Here is a 20,825-nt window from a genome sequence, read left to right on the forward strand (position 1 = left end):
GACCCATGGACCTCAATCAGCTCCTCTTCGGCGTCTATCCCTACATCGCGCTCGCCGTGCTGGCGGTGGGCTCGGTCGTCCGCTTCGACCGCGAGCCCTACACCTGGCGCACCGGATCCTCGCAGCTTCTGCGTCGCCGCCAGTTGATGACCGGCTCGGTGCTGTTCCATCTCGGCGTGCTGATGATCTTCGCCGGCCACTTCGTGGGCCTGCTGACGCCCATCTGGATCTGGGACGCGCTCGGCGTCCCCCATGCCGCCAAGCAGATGCTGGCGATGGTCGCGGGCGGCGTCGCCGGGCTGTTCGCCCTGGTGGGGGGCAGTCTGCTCCTGCACCGCCGCCTGTTCGATCCGCGGATCCGCGCCAACTCCAGCTTCGGAGACACCGCGATCCTCGTCCTCCTGATGCTGCAGCTCCTGCTCGGGCTCTCCACGATCCCGGTCTCCTTCCAGCATCGGGACGGAGCCGAGATGCTGAAGTTCATGAACTGGGCGCAGGGGGTCTTCCTCTTCCGCCCGCACGTGGCCGACTTCGTCGCCGACACCCAGTTCGTGTTCAAGGCGCACCTGACGCTCGGCATGACCATCCTGCTGGTCTTCCCGTTCACGCGCCTGGTCCACATGCTTTCGGCCCCGGTCTGGTACTTGAACCGCCGCGGATGGCAGCTCGTGCGCACGCGCCGCACCCTGCCGCGCCGCCCGGCGGCTCTCGCCCCCACCTACGCCACCATTCCCGCGGCGCGCCCGGCGCCCGTCACACGCGAGGAGGCGGCGAAATGAGCCTGCGCACTGTTGTCTTCGACGGCGTCGAGATCCCCGAGAGCCTGCTGGCCCAGGAGGTGCAGAACCACCCCGGCGCCTCGGCGGCCGAAGCGCGCGCGGCCGCAGGCCACGCGCTGGCGATCCGCGCGCTGCTGCTGAACCGCGCCCACGTCCTGCGGCTCGAACCCGAACCCGAACGCGACGCCCAGGGCCGCGAAGAGACCGCCGACGAGGCGCTCGTGCGGGCCGTGCTCGATCTCGAGGTCGACGCGGCCGCGCCCACCGAGGCCGAATGCCTGCGCGTCTACGGCGCCGACCCTGCGCGCTTCTGCTCGCCGACCCTGCACGAGGCCGCGCACATCCTGATCGAGCCTGCCGACGCCTCGCCCGAGGCCGACGCGGCGGCGCGGACCCGGGCGCTGCGGATCGCGGACGCGGTGCGGTCCGGCGCCTGCACCTTCGCGGAGATGGCCCGCGATCACTCGGATTGTCCGTCGGGCGCCACCGGCGGATCGCTGGGCCAGTTGCAGCCCGGAGACCTCGTTCCCGAGGTCGAGAGCGTGCTCTACGCGCTGAAGCCGGGCGCGGTCGCCGGCGAACCGGTCCGCTCGCGCTTCGGCTGGCATGTGCTCAAGCTCGACCGCCGCATCGAGGGCCGCAAGCTGCCCTTCGAGGTGGTCGAGGACCGGATCCGGCTGAACCTGGAGGCTCGCGCCTGGTCGGCCGCGGCCACCCGCTATGTCGCGACCCTCGCCGCGGAGGCCCGGGCCCACGGCGTGGCGCTCAGCCTCACCGACGAGGGCGAGGTCCGCGAGGGCTCGGCGACGCTCGGGGACTTCCTGGGCGACGCCGCGGCGTCCGAGCGCCTCCTCCCCTGGCTGCAGGCGGTCGACGGCGACCTGGCGCAACGGGTTCAGGCAGCCGCGGAAGCCGCCGGCGAGCGGCCCGCCGAATTCGCCCGCACGGCCATGGCCGACTTCGTCGCCGACGCGAACGACGAGCGCTGGACCAACCTGGTCTCGGCCGCCCGCGACGCCGCCGACCCGGCGCTCGCCTGCCTGGCGGCGGTGCTGCGCTCGAAGCTGGTTCCCGCCAAGCAAACCTTCACCGTCATTCGCAGAGTCGCCTAGTGGCCCATCTCCGTTCCCTCCTGGCTTCCGGCGCCGCGCTCGCCGTCCTGACCGCACCGACCGTCACGCTCGCGCAGGATATCCCTGGCAAGGTCATCCTCGAGATGCGGTTGAGGAACGAAACCGTCGACCAGGACGGGTTCCGCAAGGACGCCGAGGCGCTGACCCTGCGCACGCGCTTCGGGTACGAGACGCCCGCCTGGCACGGGTTCAAGGCGCTGGCCGAGGGCGAGAACGTCACCGCCCTCGTCGAGCGCTACAACAGCACCACGAACGGCAAGGTCCTCTACCCGGGCGTCAGCGATCCCGAGGGTACGGAACTCAACCGGGCCCAGGTGTCCTGGACGGGGGCCGAGGGCGACGCCGTCGTGGGCCGCCAGCGGCTGGTCCTCGGCAACGCCCGTTTCGTCGGCAACGTGGGATTCCGGCAGAACGAGCAGACCTTCGACGCCGCCAAGGCGTCGTTCAAGGCGACCAAGGATCTCACCTTCACCTACGCCTACGTCGACAAGGTGCATCGCATCTTCGGGCGGCACAGCCCCCAGGGCGAATGGGACAGCGACAGCCACCTGATGCAGGTCGACGCGAAGACCGCCTGGGGCCAACTGACCGGTTACGGCTACCTGCTCGAGTTCAAGAACGCCGCGGCGCAATCGAACGCGACCTGGGGCGCCCGCTTCGCCGGGTCCCGGCCGCTGCGCAAGGACCTGGCCGTCACCTACGAAGCCGAGTTCGCGCACCAGACGGACAACGCCAACAGCCCGACCGACTTCTCGCTCGACTACCTTGACCTCGGCGTGGGCCTGAAGGGGCCGGCCGCCTGGGCCTCGGTCGGGCTGGAGCGCCTGGACGGCGACGGCCGGCGCGGATTCGCCACGCCGCTCGCCACCCTGCACGCGTTCCAGGGCTGGGCCGACGTCTTCCTGACCACCCCGGCGGCCGGGGTGCGCGACCTCAACCTGCGCGCCGGAGGCGTCGTCAAGGTCGGGACGACCCCGCTCAAGCTGCAGGCCGCCGCCCACACGTTCTCGGACGACGACGGCTCGCGCCGCTACGGCCGCGAACTCGACCTGCTGGCCTCCCTGCCCCTGACGCCCAAGCTTTCCGGCGAGGTGAAGGCGGCCTTCTTCGACGGGGCGCGGCCCGGGTTCGCCGACCGCACGAAGCTCTGGCTCACGCTGGAGTACCGGTACTAAGCGCCACCCGAAGGAGGCCGGTCATGACCGCAGCCGACGACGACGCCATCGCCCCCGCGCCGCTGGAGCACCTGGCCCGGCCGCTGGAGTGGTTCACGGCCGAGCACCGGCGTCATCGCGAATTCTGCCGGCGGCTGACCGACGCGGCCAGGACGGTCACGTTCGACGGCCCGGCGCTCGCCGCGCTGGCGGGCTTCATCCGGCATGACCTGACGCTGCATGTGCTCGAGGAGGAGGAGGACCTGTTTCCCTTCCTTCGCCGCCGCGCCCGCCCCGAGGACGCCATAGACGAGGCGCTCGACCGCCTTTCGGCGGAGCATCGCGCGGACGAAGTCTCCGCGCAGGTCGTGCTGGCCCACCTGGACGCCTGCCTGGAGGCGAGAACGGCCCCGGGCGCGGGCGCCGGCGCGCGTCAGGCGCTTGTGGACTTCGCCAGCCGGGAACTGCGCCACCTGGCGCTGGAGAACGCGGTCGTGCTGCCGATCGCGCGCCTGCGCCTGTCGCCGGGCGACCTGCGCAAGCTGAGCCGCAAGCTGGCGGCGCGGCGCGGTGTTCGCCTCGACGCCGTGGGCGCGTGACGCCGCCGCGGGTCGTCATCCTCGCCGGCGGAGAGGGCCGGCGCATGGGCGGCGACAAGGCCGGACAGCGCTACGGCGAGATCACCTTGCTGGACCGGGCGGTCGAACTGGCGCGTGGCTGGTCGACCGACGTCGCCGTAGCCGTTCGCGTTCCGGCCCAGGTCCCCGCCGGACTTGCCGTGGACACGCTCCTCGACCGTGCGGACATCGAGGGTCCGCTCGCGGGCCTTGCCGCCGCGCTGGCCCAGGCGCGGGCGCGCGGTTGCGACCTGTTGCTGACGCTGCCCTGCGACGCGCCGCGCCTGCCCGCCGATCTCCTCGCGCGTCTCCAGGCCGCCCTGCGTCCCGAGATGCTCTGTGCGGTCGCGACCAGCGGGGGACGGCGGCACCCGACCTGCGCCCTCTGGCGCCCGGCGGCGCACGAACTCCTGGCGGCCTACCTCGCCACGGGGCGGCGGTCGCTGACCGGTTTCGCGGAGGCCTGCGCGGCCGTGGAGGTCGCCTGGCCAGACCGCCCCGACGACCCGTTCGCCAACGCCAATACGCCGCAGGAACTCGCGCGCCTGCAGCCCGGGGCCTCATGAAATCGGCCCTGCGGCGAGAACGCCACAGGGCCGACGCGAAGGATTGGCATGTGGACGCTTCTATCCGGGGCGATCACCTCCCTTCCGTTGTGGGCGCCGTCAGGCCGACGCCGTGGGCTGGCCTTCCCGCCAGGCCCGCAGCCGCTCGCCGTGACGCCCGATCTCCAGCCGCGCGATGGCGCGCAGGTGGACTTCGTCGGGGCCGTCGGCCAGCCGCAGCGTCCGCATGCCGGCGTAGAGGCGCGCCAGACCGAAGTCCTCGGACACCCCGGCGCCGCCGTGCGCCTGGATCGCGTCGTCGATCACCTTCAGAGCCGTGCGCGGGGCGGCGACCTTGATCATGGCGATTTCCATCTGGGCGGCCTTGTTGCCGACGCGGTCCATCATGTCGGCCGCCTTCAGGCACAGCAGGCGGGTCATCTCGATGTCCATGCGCGCTTCGCCGAGGCGCTGTTCCCACACGGACTGGTCGGCGAGCCGCTTGCCGAAGGCGACGCGAGACAGCAGGCGGTCGACCATCTTCTCGAGCGCCACCTCGGCGGCGCCGATCGTGCGCATGCAGTGGTGGATGCGGCCCGGCCCCAGCCGCCCCTGGGCGATCTCGAATCCGCGCCCCTCGCCGAGGACCAGGTTCTCGACCGGAACCCGCACGTCGCGCAGCACCACCTCGGCATGTCCGTGCGGCGCGTCGTCGTAGCCGAACACCGGCAGCATTCGCACCACCTCGATGCCGGGAGTGTCCATCGGCACCAGAAGCTGGGACTGCTGGGCGTGCCGCGGCCCCTCGGGGTCGGTCTTGCCCATCACGATGGCCAGCTTGCAGCGCGGATCCCCGACGCCGGACGACCACCACTTGCGGCCGTTGACGACATAGTGGTCGCCATCCCGGCGGATCACCGTCTGGATGTTGGTGGCGTCGGAGGAGGCCACATCCGGTTCCGTCATCAGGAAGGCCGAGCGGATCTCGCCGTCCATCAGCGGCCCGAGCCAGGCGGCCTTCTGCGCCGCCGTACCGTAGCGGTGCAGGATCTCCATGTTGCCGGTGTCGGGCGCCGAGCAGTTGAAGACCTCTGACGCGAAGCCGACGCGGCCCATCTCCTCGGCGCAAAGCGCATATTCGAGGTTGCTGAGGCCGGCGCCGCGATAGTCGTCGTCGTCGTGTTCGGACGGCGGCAGGAAGAGGTTCCAGAGCCCTTCCGAGAAGGCCCGGGCCTTGAGCGCCTCGACGACGGGGATCACCGCCCAGCGTGCGGCGCCCTCCCTCTGCGTCTGCGCCTGGTAGGTGGCGATCGAGGGATAGACGTGGGCCGCCATGAACGCGGCCACCCGGTCGCGCCATTGCGTCTGTCGCGGGCTGAAGTCGAAGTCCATGGAAGCGCTCCCTGGCGTGACGGCAGGCATCGTCGCCCGCCTCCGAACCGAGGAGAATGACGCGCGGCGCCTCTCGCCTTGACCCTCGTCAAGCGCGGCCCGCGCACACGGCCGGCCCTTGATCTCCGACAATTCGCCGGCATCGCGTCGGCGCTAGGGAAGGGCCCTGGCCAACGCGCCCGCAGCGCGGCGTCGCCCGACCGGGGTGGGGCCGCGCTGGCCACGCGCCAGACGGAGTTCCGCCTTGATCGATTTCGACGAAGCCTGCCGCCGCACGGTCGAGTTTGCCCGCCCGCTTCCCCGCCAGACCCTGCCGCTCGCCGAAGCGGCGGGACGGGTCCTGGCCGCGCCGGTGGCCGCACGCCGCACCGCCCCGCCCCACGACACCTCGGCGATGGACGGCTATGCGGTGCGCAGCAGCGACCTCGCCTGCGGACCGGTGCGACTGCGGATCGTCGCTGAGGCGTTCGCCGGCGACGCCGCGGGGCCGCGCGCGCTGGGTCCCGGCGACTGCGCCCGGATCTTCACCGGCGCCCCCATTCCGGCCGGCGCGGACCGGGTCGTGATCCAGGAGATCGTCCGGCGCGAAGGCGCCGTGGCCCTGCTCGAGCGGCCTGCGGGCGAGGCGCGCCATGTCCGGCGCGCCGGCAGCGATTTCCACGCCGGCGACATCCTGCTGGACGTCGGCGCCGTGCTGACGCCCCAGGCGATCGTGGCGGCCGCAGCGGCGGACCTGGCAAGCGTCGAGGTCATTCCCCGGCCGCGCGTCTCGCTCATCAGCACGGGGGACGAACTCGCCGAGCCCGGCTCCGCGTCGGACCGCCCGGGCGCCGTTCCGGACAGCGTGTCGCTGGGCGTCGCGGCGATGGCGACCGCCTGGGGCGCGGCCGTCTCGGCGCGTCGGCGCGTCGCGGACGACCTGTCTCGACTGGAGGCCGCCGCACAGGCCGCGCTGGACGAAGCCGACGTCGTGGTGATGACCGGCGGCGCGTCGGTCGGCGAGCGGGACATGGCGAAGGCGGCCTTCGAGCCCCTCGGTCTCGACCTGGTGTTCGCGAAGGTCGCGATCAAGCCCGGCAAGCCGGTGTGGCTGGGCCGCGTCGGGGACAAGCTGGTCCTGGGCCTGCCGGGCAATCCGTCGGCCGCTCTGGTGACGGCGCGGCTGTTCCTCGCCCCGCTGCTGGCAGGCCTCGGCGGCGGACGCCCTAACGACGCGCTGTACTGGCGGCTCGCTCCGCTGGCCGGCCCCGTACACGCCTGCGCGGAGCGGGAGGTGTTCCATCGCGGACGGACCCTGCCCGAGGGGGTCGCGCCCCTGGGCAACCAGGACTCCAGCGCGCAGCGGGACCTGGCCGCCGCCGACGTCCTGATCCGCCGCCGCGCCGGCGCCCGCGCCGCGTCGGCAGGCGACACCGCGGAGGTGCTGGCGTTCTAGACGAGCCGGCCCGGCCTCGTCGCTTCACCTCGCGGCGAGATGTGCCGCGAGGCCGGCGCCGGCGCGTCGTTCGTAGGCCAGAGCGCCCGTCGCCCGGGCCTCGGCGATCGCATCCTGGAAGTCGGCCGCCGCGGCCTCGGACTGGCCGATGCGCGCCCGCAACTCGCCGCGAAGGACGAGGGTGTGCGACCGCTCGGTCCGCTCCTGCGGCGAGACCGCCAGCGCGTCCGCCAGCGTGGCGAAGGCGGCGTCGACGGCGCCCTCCAGCGCCTGCGCCTCGGCCAGCAGGTTCATGAAGAGCGGCAGGCTCACGCGGTAGTTGATGCCGACAAACCCGTCGATGGCCGCCTGGATCAGCCTCGCGCCCTCGTCCGGGGCGCCGCGGCGCGCGCGGGCCGCCCCGATCGCCACGCGCGCCCATCCCCCGATGTGGGGAACGCCCAGCCCGTCGGCCGCCTCCGCGCCGGCCGTTCCCAGGCGCTCTGCTGCGGCGTCGTCCCCGAGGGCCAGGTGGAGCAACGCCCTGAGCGCGTCGGCGAACGCCATTTCGTAGGCGACGCCCGTGCCGGCGGCCCACGCGGCCGCGCGCTCCCCGCGTTCGCGCGCAACGTCCGGGCGCCCCTGAAGGCTGGCGAGGATGGCCGCGTTGCACAACGCCGGCGTGGTGGTGAGCCGCTGGTCGAAGTCTTCCCCTTCGTGGCACGCCAGCCACCGCAGGAAGTGGCTCTCGGCTTCGGTGAGACGGCCGCAATAGTAGGCCACCTGGAACGGGGCGAAGTGCGACATCGCCGTGGCGTAGAGCCGGCCCTTGGCCTCGGCGCGGGGCCCCAAACCCTCTGCGAAGACGCGCAACTGTTCGGCCTGGGCTGCCGCCTGGACCCAGTCGGCCGAAATTATCGAGTGGCTGAACGCCATGCTCCGCATGCCGGTCATCGCGCCCACGAACTGGCCGCCTTCCGCCAGTTGGTGGTTGCGCGCCACCACTTCCGCGGTCGCCGGCGCGACGTGTCCCTGGCTGGCCGTGAGGACCACGACCAGGGCCAGCCCGAGGTCCAGCTCGTGCTGGTCCCGCGCCGGGCCCTCGGGTTTCGACGCGAGCACTTCGAGAGCCCGGCGATAGTGGGTCTCGGCCTCGACGAAGGCGTGCCGGGCCACTGCCGCCTCCGCGGCCCGGGTCCAGGCGGCGATCGCGCGGTCTTCTTCGCCGGCTTCGGTCCAGTGCCGCGCCAGGACCTCGGGCCGCGCTTCCGGCGCGTCGCCGCGCGCCGAGATGGCCCGGGCCGCCCGGGCGTGCAGGTCGCGCCTGTCCGGCTTCAGGAGGGTCGCGTAGGCCGCGTCATGGATCAGCGCGTGCTTGAACTGATACGTCGCCTCGGGCGCCATGCCGCGCACATAGATCAGTTCCGCATCGGCGAGCCGCGCCAGCCCGGCGGCCAGGTCCGGTTCGGGCAGCCCCGAGACCTCGTGCAGCAGGGCGTGGGAGAAGGTGCGCCCCAGCACCGACGCCCGCTGCGCCACCTCCTTGCCGAGCGACAGGCTGTCCAGGCGCGCGGCCAGCGAGTCGCGCAGGGTCGCCGGGATATGGCCCGCGCCGAAGGGACCGGGCGCGCGGTTCCCCGCGCCATCGAGCACCAGACGCGTGAGCTCCTCGGCGAACAGCGGCACCCCGTCGGCGCGCTCGGCCACCACGGCGGCCACCTCGTCGGGCAGGCCCGCGCGCCCGACCAGACCGTCCACCATCGCGCGCATCGGCCGTGACGGCAGGCCGGCAAGGGTGATGCGGGTGTGATGCGACCGGGGCGACCACCGGGGCTCCGACTCCGGTCGCGCCGTGCCGAGGAGCATCATCGGCGTGGTCGCGCCCTGCTCGGCCAGCACATGGAACAGCTCGAGCGACGACGGGTCGACCCAGTGCAGGTCCTCCACCACGAGCAGCAGCGGCGCCCCTGCGGCGAGGGCGAACACCCACTCCGCGAGCGCCGCCAGGAGCCGCCGGCGTCCCTCGTCCGGCGCCAGCATCGCCGGTGCGCGGCCGGGCGGAAGCGGCAGGCCGAGCAGGTCGGCGATCAGCGGCACGGCGTCCTGCGTGCGCAGGCCCGCGGCAGCGACGGCCTGCTCCAGGCGCGTGAACCGGTCGGCCGGCGTCTCGCCGGCGGGCGAGCCGAGGCCCTGGTCGAGCATCTGCCGCACCGCATGGAAGGGTGTGGCGGCGAAGAGCGGCGCGCCGGCGCACGCGATCGCGCGAACGCCCTCGCCCCGCAGTTCGTCCCTGAACTCCTCGACGAGCCGGGTCTTGCCGATGCCCGGCTCGCCCACCACGAGGACCAGTTGGCCCTGGCCTTCACGGACCCGCGCCCATCGCCCGGCCAGCAGCCGCACCTCGTCCTCGCGGCCGACGAAGGGGGTCCGCTCCCGGGGTGCGAAGCCGCGGCGGCTCGCCGCCGCCGCCGAGACCGCGCGGTAGAGGCGCACCGCCGCCCCGGCGCCGTCCCCCGGCAGCGAGGCCAGGGGGTGCGCCGTCACGAGGCCCGACACGACATCGTAGACGGGGCCGGTGATCACCGTCGCGCCCGCCGGGGCGGCGTCCTGCGCCCGGGCCGCCAGATCGGGGGCCTCGCCGAACATCTCGATGTCGCCGGCCTCGTCGTGGCCGACCACGACCGTCCCGGCATGCACGCCGGCCCGCACCGACGCGCCCTCCGGCCTGATCCTGCCGATCGCCAGGGCGGCGCGCACGGCCCGTTCGGCGGCGTCCTCCTGTCCGCCCGGATAGCCGAAGTAGGCCACCAGGCGCTCGCCGCGGGCCCGCTCGACATGCGCGCCGAACCCTCGCGCCGCCTCGGACGCCCGCCGCCGCCATTCCCGGCTGACCGCGTACCAGGCCTCCGGTTCGAACGGCGCACCCGGCTCGCGCGTCAGGCCGCAGGACAGCACCGTCACATGCCGGCGCTCGTCGCTGGCCGCCCTCGCGGCCGGAGCGCTCGCGTCCGGCGCCGCCCCGACCGGGGCGGAGCCTGCCGAAGCGGCCTCGTCCAGCCGGAAACCCACGCCCCTGACGGTCAGGATGGAGAAGCCGCCCCGCGTGTCGGCCAGCCGCCGGAGCGCCTGGATGCAGCGGTTGACGGCGTCGTCGCCCACCGCGACCCCGCCCCAGCAGGCGGCGATCAACTCGGCCCGCGAAACCACCTGACCGCGTCGATGGGCCAGGGTGACGAGCACCTGCATGACCCGTGGTTCCAGCACCTCGCCGTCGCCGGGGGTTCCGATCTCGCGCGTGGCGGGACGCACGATCTGGCCGCCCAGCGCGAACGCCGGTTCGTCCGCCAGCCGGCCTGTCCCCCCTGTCGTCGTCACTGGAAACTCATGCCCCGTCCACGCGATCGCCGACACCCGGTCCGTGGCGCCGAAATCGACGACCCTCTTCGATTAGCGGGGCCGAGGCGCTGCGCCAAGAACCACGTTTTCCCGGCGCGGTCAGCCGTGGCCGAACCAGGACGCTCAAGCCTCCCCGCCCGCCCGGTCGCGTCCATGCATCAGGCTGTAGAGCGCCGGCAGCACCAGGAGCGTCAGCAGCGTCGAGGAGATGATCCCGCCGATGACGACGGTGGCCAGCGGTCGCTGCACCTCGGCCCCTGCCCCCACGTTGAGCGCCATGGGCACGAACCCGAGACTCGCCACCAGCGCCGTCATCAGCACGGGACGCAGCCGGGTGAGCGCGCCCTCGCGGATCGCGTCTGCGAGCGGCTTGCCGGCGTCGGTCAGCGCGCGGATGAAGCTCACCAGCACAACCCCGTTCAGCACCGCCACGCCCGAGAGCGCGATGAAGCCCACCGCCGCCGAGATCGAGAGCGGCATCCCGCGCAGCACCAGCGCCGCGATGCCTCCCGTCAGCGCCAGGGGGACGCCCGAGAAGACGACGGCGCTGTCGCGCCAGGAGCGGAAGAGCACGAACAGCAGGACGAAGATCAGCGCCAGGACGGCCGGCACGACGAGCTGCAGCCGCTTCGCCGCCGAGATCAACTGTTCGAACGCGCCCCCGTAGCTGACCCAGTAGCCCGCCGGGATCTCCACGTCCGCGCCCACCTTGGCCTGCGCCTCGGCGATGAACGAGCCCAGGTCGCGGCCCCGGACGTTGGCGGTGACCACCACGCGGCGCTTGCCGTTTTCGCGGCTTATCTGGTTCGGCCCGGTCTCGCGCGTGATCGTCGCGATCTCCTCCAGCGGCACGAACGAGCGCCCGCCGGCCGACGGTACGGGGATCTGCAACCGGCCCAGCGCGTCGGTGTTCTGCCGCACGGCCTCGGGCAGCCGGACGACGACGTCGAACCGGCGGTCACCCTCGAAGATCTGCCCCGCGACGACGCCGCCCACCGAGGCCTGCACCACCGCCTGCACGTCGGCCATGGAGAGGCCGAGGCGCGCGAGCGCAGCGCGGTCGGGCGCGATCTGCAGCACCGGCAGGCCGGTCACCTGCTCGACGCTGACGTCCTGGGCGCCTTCGATCCCCGCAACCACGCTCTCGATCCGTCCGCCGAGGGCGAGCAACTGTTCCAGATCGTCTCCGAACACCTTGACGGCGACATCGGCCCGCACGCCCGAGAGCAGCTCGTTGAACCGCATCTGGATCGGCTGGGTGAACTCGTAGTTGTTGCCGGGAACCCGCGCGACGGCGGCCTGCATCTCGGCCACGAGCTGCGCCCGCGGCTTGCGCGGATCGGGCCAGTCCTTGCGGCCCTTCAGCATCACGAAGGTGTCGGCCACCGACGGCGGCATCGGGTCGGTCGCCACCTCGGCGGTGCCGATCTTGGCCACGACCCGCTCGACCTCCGGAAACTGCCCGATCCGTCTCTCCAGCGCAGCCTGCATCCGGACCGCCTGGGTCAGGCTGGTCCCCGGGATGCGCAGCGCGTGCAATGCGACGTCGCCCTCGTCCAGGTTCGGAATGAACTCCGACCCCATCCGGCTGGCCGCGACGCCCGAGACCAGCACGAGCAGCGCCGCGGCCGCCACGAAGGCCCCGCGCCGCCGCAGGGCGGCCTCCAGCGCCGGCGCGTAGACGCGGCGCGCCCCGCGCATCAGGAAGCTGTCCTTCTCCTCGACCCGGCCCGAGACGAAGAGCGCCACCGCGGCCGGTACGAACGTCAGCGACAGGACGAGCGCGACGCTCAGGGCCATGACGACCGTCACCGCCATGGGGTGGAACATCTTCCCCTCCACGCCGGTCAGCGCGAAGATCGGCACGTAGACGAGGGTGATGATCAGCACGCCGAACAGCGACGGCCGGATCACCTCGCCCGAGGCCGCCGCCGCCAGCTCGAAGCGCTCGTCGCGGGTGAGCAGCCGGCCAAGCCTGTGCTGGGCCTCCCCGAACCGGCGCAGGCAGTTCTCGACGATGATCACGGCCCCGTCGACGATCAGGCCGAAGTCGAGCGCCCCCAGGCTCATGAGGTTGCCCGAGACCCCCGCCCGCACCATGCCGGTGATGGTCATCAGCATGGTGACCGGAATGACCGCCGCCGTGATCAGGGCTGCGCGGATGTTGCCGAGCAGCAGGAACAGCACGGCGATCACCAGCAGCGCGCCCTCGACCAGATTGGTCTCGACCGTCCCGATCGCACGCTCGACGAGGTCGGTGCGGTCGTAGATCGGCTCGGCCACGACGCCCGCCGGCAGCGCCTCGGCCGCCTCCTCCAGCCGCCGGGCGGCGGCGCGGGCCACCGTGCGGGAGTTCTCGCCGACCAGCATGAAGACCGTGCCCAGCACCACCTCCTGCCCGTCCTTGGTGGCCGCCCCGGTACGCAGCTCCGCGCCCATCACGACGTCGGCGACGTCGGCGATCCGCACCGGAACGCCGCGCCGGCTCGCGATCACGATCGCGCCCAGGTCCCCGCGCGTCGCGGCCTGCCCGGGCACGCGGACGAGATACTGCTCGCCGTAGCGCTCGACGTAGCCGGCGCCGACGTTGGCGTTGTTGCGCTCCAGGGCCTCGATCACCTCGGACATGCTGACGTCGTAGGCCGCCAGCCGCTCCGGGATGGGCGTGACGTGATACTGTCGCTCGAAGCCGCCGATGGTGTTGACCTCGGTGACGCCGGGCGTGCTGCGGAGTTGCGGCCGGATCACCCAGTCCTGGAGCGTGCGCAGGTCCTCGGACGTGTAGGCGCCGCCGTCCGGCCTGCGGGCGCCGGGCCGGGCCTCCACGGTGTACATGAAGATCTCACCCAGGCCGGTGGAGATCGGCCCGAGTTCGGGCGCGAGGCCTTCCGGAAGCTGGCTGCGCGCCGCTTGCAGCCGTTCGTTCACGAGCTGGCGCGCAAAGTAGATGTCCGTCCCGTCCCTGAAGACGACGGTGACCTGCGAGAGCCCGTAGCGGGAGATCGAGCGCGTGTACTCCAGGCCCGGCAGGCCGGCGATCGCCGTCTCCACCGGGAAGGTGATCCGCTGTTCGGACTCCAGCGGCGAGAATCCGGGCGCCTCGGTGTTGATCTGGACCTGGACGTTGGTGATGTCCGGCGTGGCGTCGATCGGCAGGCGCTGAAAGCTCCAGACGCCGATGGCGCACGACACCAGGACCAGCGCCAGAACGACCCAGCGGAACCGGATCGCGTGCGCGACGATGCGTTCGAGCATGGCCGTCTCCCGCCTAGTGGTCATGGCTCGCGCCGGACTTTTCGATGTCCGCGCGGATCAGGAAGGCGCCATCGACGACGTACTCGGTCCCGGGCTCGAGCCCCCCGAGCACCTCGGTCCACTCCGGCGTGCGGCGGCCGATCTCCAGCATCCGCACCTCGTAGGTGTCGCCCACCTTCGCGTAGACCACCTCGAAGTCGCGGAACGGCTGGATGGCCCTGGTCCGCACCGCCAGCGGGGCGGAGGAGGCGCCTACGGTCACGGTCCCCTTCACGCCCAGGCCGGGCCGCCACGCTTCCCCGCCCGACGGCATGTGGACGTGGGCGATCAGTGTCTGGTTGGTGAGGTCGGCCGTGGGCAGGATCGCCTCGACCGTGCTGACCACGCGATGGTCGCCTGCGAGGCTCACCACCTCGACGCGCTGGCCGACGCGGACCCGTTCGGCGTCGCGCGGGTAGAGGAAGAACTCGGCGTGCAGCTTGTCGGGGTCGGCCACCACCAGGATCGGCTCGTTGCCGCTCATCCCGCCGGCCGTGACGTTCTTCTTCACGATCACGCCCGAGATCGGCGCGGTGACGGGATAGGTCTGCAGGCTCTCGCTGGACTCGACGCGCGCCAGCACCTGGCCGCGCCGCACCCGCTGGCCGAGTTCGGCGTTCAGGCTCGTCACGCGGCCGGGGTAGCGCGCGATCACGTCGCTCTGGCCCTCGGGCGTGATCTCGACCCGTCCGTTGATCGCCAGGGACTCGCCGAGCAACGCCGGACCGGCCTTCTCGGTCGTGACCCCGCCGGCGCGCGCCGCGTCGGCGGCGATGGTCGTGCGGCCCTCGTAAGAGGAATAGGCCCACCGGTGCGCCCTGCCGGCGTAGGTCGCCGACACGCTCACGTCGAAGGAATGCGGCTCATGCACGGGCGCCGGGCTGGTGAGGTAGTCGGCCTCCGGGATCAGCGTGAAGCGGTCGACCTTCGCCCCCAGCCGGGTCAGGGCGATATTCACGCCGACGCCCTTCGGATCGACGGGCTTGCCGTTCCTGTAGGGGTAGAGCCGGAAGATCGGCGTCGGACCCTCCTCGTAGAGCGTGACCTCCAGGGCGAAGTCCCCGTCCCGCAGCAGGCGACCGCGATGCGGCCCGCGCTCCAAATCCGAAGCGGCCGCCGCGTGGGCTTCGCCTTCGGGGGCCCTGGACGGCCTCTGGCCGCACGCCGCCAGCGCGGCGGAGAGCGCGAGGATGACGATCAGGCGGCCGCGCCGCCGTTGAAGGATGGCGCGCATCAGCGACGCTCCGCATTGAGGTTCGAGGAGGCGAGCGCCGCGTGGCGCCCGGTGAGGCGGTCGAGGGCCGCCTGCTCGAGGTGGAACTGGCGCAGGACCGCGACGCGCCGCGCCCGCGCGTCCGCGAGGGCGCGCTCGGCCTCGGCGACATTGGCGTACTGGAAGCCGCCGCGCTCGAAGCCGTCGCGGACCTGCTCGACGGCGCGGATGGCGATCGGGATCACCTCGGCGCGGAGCCGTTCCGACTCCGCCGCGGCGGCGGCCATGCGGGCGACGAGGCGGGCGATCTCGCGCGCCCGCAGAATGCGCTCGGCGACGATGTCGGCTTCCAGGGCGCTCCGTTCGGAGATCGCGCGCTCGATGGCCCCCCTGTTGTTGTCGTGGAGCCGCAGCGGCACGCTCGCGCCCACCACCAGGGCCACGTCGTCGCCGTCTCCGAAATAGCGCAGGCCGGCCCGCACCGTCGGGTCGGTCACCGCACGCGAGCGCTCGACGCGGACGCCGGCGGCGGCGGCCTCGCGCTCGGCTTCGAGGAGGCCGAGATCGGCCCGCGCGACGTCGGCCGCGCCGGCGGGCGGCACGACCCCGAAGAACGTCTCCAGGTCGAGGGCGAAGCCCGGCCCGCCGCCCCAGAACCGTGCAAGGGCGCTGCGGGCGTTCGTCGCGGCCGCGCGCGCCTGGTCGCGGTCGATCGCCGCCTGCGCCGTGGTCGCCTCGGCCCGGGACCCCGCGAACAGCGGATCGCGCGCCGCACGGACGCGCCGGGCCACGTCGCCCTGCGCCGAATGCGCGGCCACCAGCCTGGCGTCCGCGATCAGCAGCTCGGCCTCGGCGGCGAGGGCGTCGGCGTAAGCGACCTGGACGTCGCGCAGCAGATCGAGCCTGCGGACTTCGCGGCGCGCCCGCGTCACGCCCGCACCGGCGCGGGCGAGGTCCATCCGGGCCTCGCGCTTGCCGCCGCGCTCCAGGGTCTGCTGGTAGCTCAGCGTGGCCTCGGTCCGGTCGAGGATGGCGTACCCGCCCGTGCCGCCGAAGTTCTCGAGTTCGAGACCGAGCGAGGGGTTGGGCTTCACGCCCGCCTGGCGAAGGTTGGCCTCCCCGGCCGCCAGGCGGGCGTCCCATCCCGCCGTGGCGGGGTCGGCGGCGGCGGCCCGAACGAGCGCGTCGGCGAGGCTGAGGATCGGGCCGGCGGGCGGCGGCGTCTGCGCGGACGCGAAGCGCGCGCCCGCCAAGGCGAGGAGCAGGCCGGCGAGGAACGCCAACCCTGGCCGCGCAGACGCGCGACCGCGAAGTCGAACATGCATGGTGTCTCTCGAAACTGCGGATCAGGCGCGCGGCCTGGTCGCCGCGCCGGTCAGGCTTGCCGTTCGAGAGCTTTGGGTGGCCGTTCGAGGCCGAAGATGCGCGATTGCGGGGAGCCCGCGTCGGCGCGGCGGAAGGCGGCCTGCGAGCGCGACACGGCGATCTCCACCGTCACGGAGGCGGTCATGGCCGCGAACTGCGGCCCTTCCGAATGATGGTGGTGCGTGCCCGGCGCATGATCCCGCTCGGCGCCGCCCTGAGGATCGTCCGCGCCCGGCGGGTCGACGTCGTGATCGTGGTCCACGACCGCCAGTTCCATGGCCGGGGCGGCGTGGTCGATGGCCAGCGCATGCTGGACCACGTCGATGACCGCCTGCGCCCGCTGCACGGCCATGAAGGCGCTGAGCGCCACCAGAACGATGACCAGCGCGTTCCGCACGGAACTGAGGCGCAACGATGCGAGCATGGAACTCCCGTCCCCCGATTCCTAGATCGCTCCGGTCAGGCCCGCAAGCGCGGTCGCCGGCCGGTTGCTCAGGGCTGGAAGGCGGAGATGATCGGGCACGGTCCCGCGCCGCCGGAGGCGCACGCGTCGGCGAGGCGGGCCAAAGCCTCGCGCGCCTCGGTCAGTTCGGCGATCCTGGCGTCGAGCGCGAGGATCCTGGCCCGCGCCAGGTCCTGGGCGCGCGCCCGTTCGTTCGAGGCGTCGAGGGTGAGAAGCTCGCCGATCTCCTCCAGCGTGAAGCCGGCGGTCTGGGCGGACCTGATGAAGCGCAGCCGGCGCACGTCCCCGGATCCGTAGCGACGCACCCCACCGCCGAGGCCGGGCCCGGCCGGGCGGGCCGGCTCTGGCAGCAACCCGCGCCTCTGGTAGTAGCGGATGGTCTCGACGCCCACGCCGCCCGCCCGCGCGAGGGCCCCGATCGTCAGGTCGGCCATGGGATTGCCTCCGTACCATGGTACGGACCCCATATGGGCGTCAGCGAAACGACAGCAAGCGAACGCCCCCATGAACACCCCCGCCGCGAGGACCGCCCAGCTCCACCGGATGGTGATGCCCGGGCATACCTGTCCCTATGGCCTGAAGGCGCTGGACCTGCTGAAGCGCCGGGGCTTCGAGGTTGAGGACCGTTGGCTGACGTCGCGGGCGGAGACGGACGCCTTCAAGGCCGCGCATGGCGTCGGCACGACGCCGCAGGTCTTCATGGAGGGCCGGCGGATCGGCGGCTACGACGACCTTCGGCGCCACCTGGGCCTGAAGGTCGCGGAGCCTGGCGCGACCAGCTACCGACCCGTCGTCGCGGTGTTCGCACTGACCGCGCTGATGGCGCTGGCGGCGAGCCACGCCGCGTTCGGCGCGGCGTTCACGATACGCGCCGGCGAGTGGTTCATCGGGTTCAGCATGGTCGTGCTGGCGATGCTGAAGCTGCAGGACGTCGAGAAATTCTCGACCATGTTCCTGAACTACGACCTGCTCGCGAAGCGGTGGGTCCGCTACGGCTACATCTATCCGTTCGCGGAAGGCGCCGCAGGCCTGCTCATGATCGCTGGCGTTCTCACATGGATCTCGGCGCCCATCGCTCTGTTCATCGGGACCGTCGGGGCGATCTCCGTGTTCAAGGCCGTCTACGTCGAGCGGCGCGAACTCAAGTGCGCGTGCGTGGGCGGAAGCTCCAACGTGCCGCTCGGGTTCGTTTCGCTGACCGAGAACCTGATGATGATCGCGATGGCCTTCTGGATGATCTGGATGTGAGGTCGAACGGCCTCAGAACCAGGCCCGCAGGCCCGCCACCAGCCTGGTCTCCTCCGCACCATCGCCGGCGGCCCGCGCGAAGCGCGCGGTGTCGCCGAACCTGCGGGTCCAGACGACGCCGACGTAGGGCGCGAACTCGCGCCTGATCTCATAGCGCAGCCGCAGCGCCAGTTCGGCGTCCGCAAGGCCGGATCCCACGCCCAGCGACGGGACATCCTCGGCGTAGGCGTTCAGCTCCGCACGGGGCTGGATCACGAGCCGCTGGGTCAGGCGGAAGTCGTAGCTGCCCTCGACCCTGGCCGACAGTTCGCCCTTCTGCGACAGGAACAGCGCCCCTTCGGCCTCGAACCAGTACGGGAACAGGCTCTCGAAGCCGATGGTGGCGTAGGTGCGGTCCGGGCCCGCCTGCAGGTCCTGTCGGATACCCACCTGCAGGTCGCCGTACAGTGTCACTGGACGCCCGTAGAGCGCCTGGATCTCGGCATGCTCGACGGCCTCGCCGCGCGCGCCCTCGCCCTCGCTCTTCAGGACCACCCGATGCTCGTCGGTCCCGAACCAGGCCTCGCCTTCCCACTCGTACGCCTTCGAGCCCGTGTCGAACTCCGCGATGTCGAGCATCACCTGCGAGCCTGCGGCGCCGCCGTGCTCGCGCAGGATCAGCTCTCGCGCCGGCTCCATCGCCGCCGTTCCGAAGATGGCGTCGGCGAGCGGCCGGCTCGGCGGCCGCGGCGCCGGGGCGTCGCCCACGGGCAGGTCCGCGCCGGTCCGCGCCGCGGACGCGGATGCGGACTCCGCGTGGCCCGCATGGGGATCGGCCTGCGGGGCCGGCATGGCGTGACCGGCGTGCGGATCGGCCGGCTGGGCCAGGGTGGGGCTTGCGGCGATCACGGCCGCGGCGGTCATCAGCGCCAGGCGGGTCACGCGGCGCCTCCGTAGGCGCGCACGGCGAACACCTGAAACATGCCCGCGTGCATGTGGTAGAGCATGTGGCAGTGGAAGGCCCAGTCGCCGGCCTCTCCGGTCACGTCGAACGTGACCTTCCCGCCGGGCATGACGTTGACCGTGTGCTTGCGCGGCATGTGGCCGACCGGCCCGTGGATCAGCTCGAAGAAGTGGCCGTGCATGTGGATCGGGTGGGTCATCATGGTGTCGTTCACCAGGGTGATCCGGACCCGTTCGCCGGCGCGCAGGGTATAGGGCGGCGGCTTCTCGGAATACTTCCGGCCGTCGAAGCCCCACCAGAACCGTTCCATGTTGCCGGTCAGCCGGATCTCCATGGCGCGGCTGGGCGCCCGCGTGTCGGGGTTGGGCTCCAGCGCGATCAGGTCCTTGTAGACCAGGACCCGGTGGCCGACGCTCTCCAGGCCGAGACCGGGCTCGCCGGTGCGGTCCACAGCCATCGGCGCGATCATCTGCACGCCCGGCCCCAGCGGGACCTGGGGCGCGTTCATCGGATCCAGCATGGACATCTCCATGCCGCCCATGTCGCCCATGGCGTCCGAGCCGCGGACGCGTGGCGGGGCCATCCCGGGGGGATGCGTCGGCGACGGCGCCGCCCCGTGCCCCATGGCGGCGTGGTCCATGCCGGGCATGGGCGCCGCGCCGGCGTGCCCCATGGCCGCATGGTCCATGCCCATGTCCCTCATGGTGAGCACCGGCCGCTTGCGGAGCGGCGGAACCTCGGCGGTCATGCCCGCCCGGGGCGCCAGCGTCGCACGCCCCATGCCCGAGCGGTCGATGCTCTCGGCCACCAGCGTATAGGCGCGGTCGTCCGCCGGCTGGACGACGACGTCGTAGGTCTCGGCGTTGCCGATCTGGAACTCGTCCACCGTCACCGGCCGCACATGCTGGCCGTCCGCCGCCACCACCGTCAGCTTCAGGCCGGGGATGCGGACGTTGAAGATCGACTGGGTCGCGGCGTTGATGAACCGCAGGCGCACGCGCTCTCCGGGCGTGAACAGGCCCGTCCAGTTCTCCCTGGGGCCGTGGCCGTTGATCAGGAAGGTGTAGGCCGCCCCGGTGATGTCGGAGAGATCGGTCGGATCCATGAGCATCCTGGCCCACTCGATCCGTTCGCGCAGGGTCTGGTCGCGTCCGGCCAGGAGCCCGCCGACCGTCTGCTTCCGGTAGTTGAAGATCCCGCCCTGCTGCTTGAGCTTCCGGAAGATCGCGTGGGGATGCAGGAAGCTGTAGTCGGACAGGACCACGACGTGCTCGCGATCGTAGGCCACGGGGTCGGCGCCCTTCGGATCGATCACGATCGGCGCGTAGTGCCCCTCCTGCTCCTGAAGGCCGGAGTGGCTATGATACCAGTAGGTGCCGCTCTGGATGATCGGGAACTCGTAGACGAAGGTCTCGCCCGGCCCGATGCCCGGGAAGCTCACCCCGGGCACTCCGTCCATCTGGAACGGCACCAGCAGACCATGCCAGTGGATCGAGGTCTCCTCGGGAAGGTCGTTGGTCACGTGCAGCCGGACGTTCTGGCCTTCCTTCAGCCGGATCAGCGGTCCGGGCACGGTCCCGTTGATCGCCACGGCGTGGCCCTGGCGCCCGTTCAGGGTCAGGTGGCTGTGGCCGATGGTCAGGCGGATGTCGTCGCCCGACAGGCGGGCGGGCCGGGTTGCGCCGGGCGTCGCGCTGTGCGCCCAGCCTGGCAGCAGGCCGCCGGCCAGCGCCGCCGAGGCCAGGGCGCCGCCGCCGCGCAGGAGCCGTCGCCGGTCGATAGAGCTCACGAGGTCATCCGCCGTCACTGCGGACCCGACGCCGCACGCCATCTCTACGCACCGCCGCGGGCCGCCCCTCATCGCGCGCC

16 protein-coding genes and 1 pseudogene are annotated in these 20,825 nt (G+C 72.5%); 8 read left to right on the forward strand and 9 right to left on the reverse strand.

Annotation, left to right across the window (positions count from 1 at the left end; all coding sequences use genetic code 11):
• Nucleotides 1-5 precede the first annotated feature (5 nt).
• Genes narI through JNL41_RS18125 form a run of 5 tightly spaced genes read left to right on the forward strand, consistent with a single transcriptional unit; the run spans nucleotide 6 to nucleotide 4,249 of the window.
• Nucleotides 6-779, forward strand: coding sequence for a respiratory nitrate reductase subunit gamma (gene narI / locus JNL41_RS18105; protein ID WP_293477388.1), 774 nt, complete (start codon nucleotides 6-8; stop codon nucleotides 777-779).
• Nucleotides 776-1,891 (forward strand): peptidylprolyl isomerase, encoded by a 1,116-nt coding sequence (locus tag JNL41_RS18110; protein ID WP_293477390.1) that lies wholly within the window; start codon nucleotides 776-778, stop codon nucleotides 1,889-1,891. The genes narI and JNL41_RS18110 overlap by 4 nt, the downstream gene beginning before the upstream one ends.
• Nucleotides 1,891-3,087 (forward strand): hypothetical protein, encoded by a 1,197-nt coding sequence (locus tag JNL41_RS18115; RefSeq protein ID WP_293477392.1) that lies wholly within the window; start codon nucleotides 1,891-1,893, stop codon nucleotides 3,085-3,087. The genes JNL41_RS18110 and JNL41_RS18115 overlap by 1 nt, the downstream gene beginning before the upstream one ends.
• Nucleotides 3,088-3,110: 23 nt before the next feature.
• Nucleotides 3,111-3,665 carry a hemerythrin domain-containing protein gene (locus JNL41_RS18120; RefSeq protein WP_293477394.1) on the forward strand — a complete coding sequence of 185 codons (555 nt, stop codon included), beginning with the start codon at nucleotides 3,111-3,113 and terminating at the stop codon, nucleotides 3,663-3,665.
• Entirely contained in the window at nucleotides 3,662-4,249 is a 588-nt protein-coding gene (locus JNL41_RS18125; RefSeq protein WP_293477395.1) for a molybdenum cofactor guanylyltransferase, read from the forward strand. The genes JNL41_RS18120 and JNL41_RS18125 overlap by 4 nt, the downstream gene beginning before the upstream one ends.
• Nucleotides 4,250-4,348: 99 nt before the next feature.
• Here the strand turns inward: JNL41_RS18125 and JNL41_RS18130 are convergent, their stop codons facing one another.
• Nucleotides 4,349-5,620, reverse strand: a complete 1,272-nt coding sequence (locus JNL41_RS18130) for an acyl-CoA dehydrogenase family protein (RefSeq protein ID WP_293477396.1) — start codon at nucleotides 5,618-5,620, stop codon at nucleotides 4,349-4,351.
• Nucleotides 5,621-5,864: 244 nt separating this feature from the next.
• Here JNL41_RS18130 and glp point away from each other — a divergent pair, with 244 nt between their 5' ends.
• On the forward strand, nucleotides 5,865-7,055 hold the full coding sequence (gene glp, locus JNL41_RS18135) for a gephyrin-like molybdotransferase Glp (RefSeq protein ID WP_293477397.1): 1,191 nt from the start codon (nucleotides 5,865-5,867) through the stop codon (nucleotides 7,053-7,055).
• Between the two features lie 24 nt (nucleotides 7,056-7,079).
• Here glp and JNL41_RS18140 read toward each other — a convergent pair whose 3' ends face one another.
• From JNL41_RS18140 to JNL41_RS18165, 6 genes are all read right to left on the reverse strand, one after another.
• Nucleotides 7,080-10,409: an AAA family ATPase gene (locus tag JNL41_RS18140; RefSeq protein WP_293477398.1), complete on the reverse strand. Its 3,330-nt coding sequence runs from the start codon at nucleotides 10,407-10,409 to the stop codon at nucleotides 7,080-7,082.
• 144 nt (nucleotides 10,410-10,553) lie between these two features.
• Entirely contained in the window at nucleotides 10,554-13,685 is a 3,132-nt protein-coding gene (locus tag JNL41_RS18145) for a CusA/CzcA family heavy metal efflux RND transporter (protein WP_293477400.1), read from the reverse strand.
• Between the two features lie 13 nt (nucleotides 13,686-13,698).
• Nucleotides 13,699-14,958 (reverse strand): HlyD family efflux transporter periplasmic adaptor subunit, encoded by a 1,260-nt coding sequence (locus tag JNL41_RS18150; protein ID WP_293477402.1) that lies wholly within the window; start codon nucleotides 14,956-14,958, stop codon nucleotides 13,699-13,701.
• Entirely contained in the window at nucleotides 14,958-16,220 is a 1,263-nt protein-coding gene (locus JNL41_RS18155; RefSeq protein WP_293477404.1) for a TolC family protein, read from the reverse strand. The genes JNL41_RS18150 and JNL41_RS18155 overlap by 1 nt, the downstream gene beginning before the upstream one ends.
• A gap of 92 nt (nucleotides 16,221-16,312) precedes the next feature.
• Nucleotides 16,313-16,726 (reverse strand): hypothetical protein, encoded by a 414-nt coding sequence (locus JNL41_RS18160; RefSeq protein ID WP_293477405.1) that lies wholly within the window; start codon nucleotides 16,724-16,726, stop codon nucleotides 16,313-16,315.
• 68 nt (nucleotides 16,727-16,794) lie between these two features.
• A complete protein-coding gene (locus JNL41_RS18165) occupies nucleotides 16,795-17,199 on the reverse strand; it encodes a MerR family DNA-binding protein (protein ID WP_293477407.1) in 405 nt (134 codons plus the stop codon).
• A 91-nt stretch (nucleotides 17,200-17,290) separates the two neighbouring features.
• Here JNL41_RS18165 and JNL41_RS18170 point away from each other — a divergent pair.
• A pseudogene (locus JNL41_RS18170) lies at nucleotides 17,291-17,470 on the forward strand (glutaredoxin); the annotation flags it as partial.
• Nucleotides 17,465-18,013 carry a MauE/DoxX family redox-associated membrane protein gene (locus tag JNL41_RS18175; protein WP_365698467.1) on the forward strand — a complete coding sequence of 183 codons (549 nt, stop codon included), beginning with the start codon at nucleotides 17,465-17,467 and terminating at the stop codon, nucleotides 18,011-18,013. The pseudogene JNL41_RS18170 and the gene JNL41_RS18175, both read left to right, overlap by 6 nt.
• Nucleotides 18,014-18,025: 12 nt before the next feature.
• Here the strand turns inward: JNL41_RS18175 and JNL41_RS18180 are convergent, their stop codons facing one another.
• Nucleotides 18,026-18,934, reverse strand: coding sequence for a copper resistance protein B (locus JNL41_RS18180; RefSeq protein WP_293477409.1), 909 nt, complete (start codon nucleotides 18,932-18,934; stop codon nucleotides 18,026-18,028).
• Nucleotides 18,931-20,787, reverse strand: a complete 1,857-nt coding sequence (locus JNL41_RS18185) for a copper resistance system multicopper oxidase (protein WP_293477415.1) — start codon at nucleotides 20,785-20,787, stop codon at nucleotides 18,931-18,933. The genes JNL41_RS18180 and JNL41_RS18185 overlap by 4 nt, the downstream gene beginning before the upstream one ends.
• Nucleotides 20,788-20,825: the final 38 nt, after the last annotated feature.

This window comes from Phenylobacterium sp., from assembly GCF_016793285.1.
In the GTDB taxonomy this organism is placed as follows: Bacteria; Pseudomonadota; Alphaproteobacteria; order Caulobacterales; family Caulobacteraceae; genus Phenylobacterium.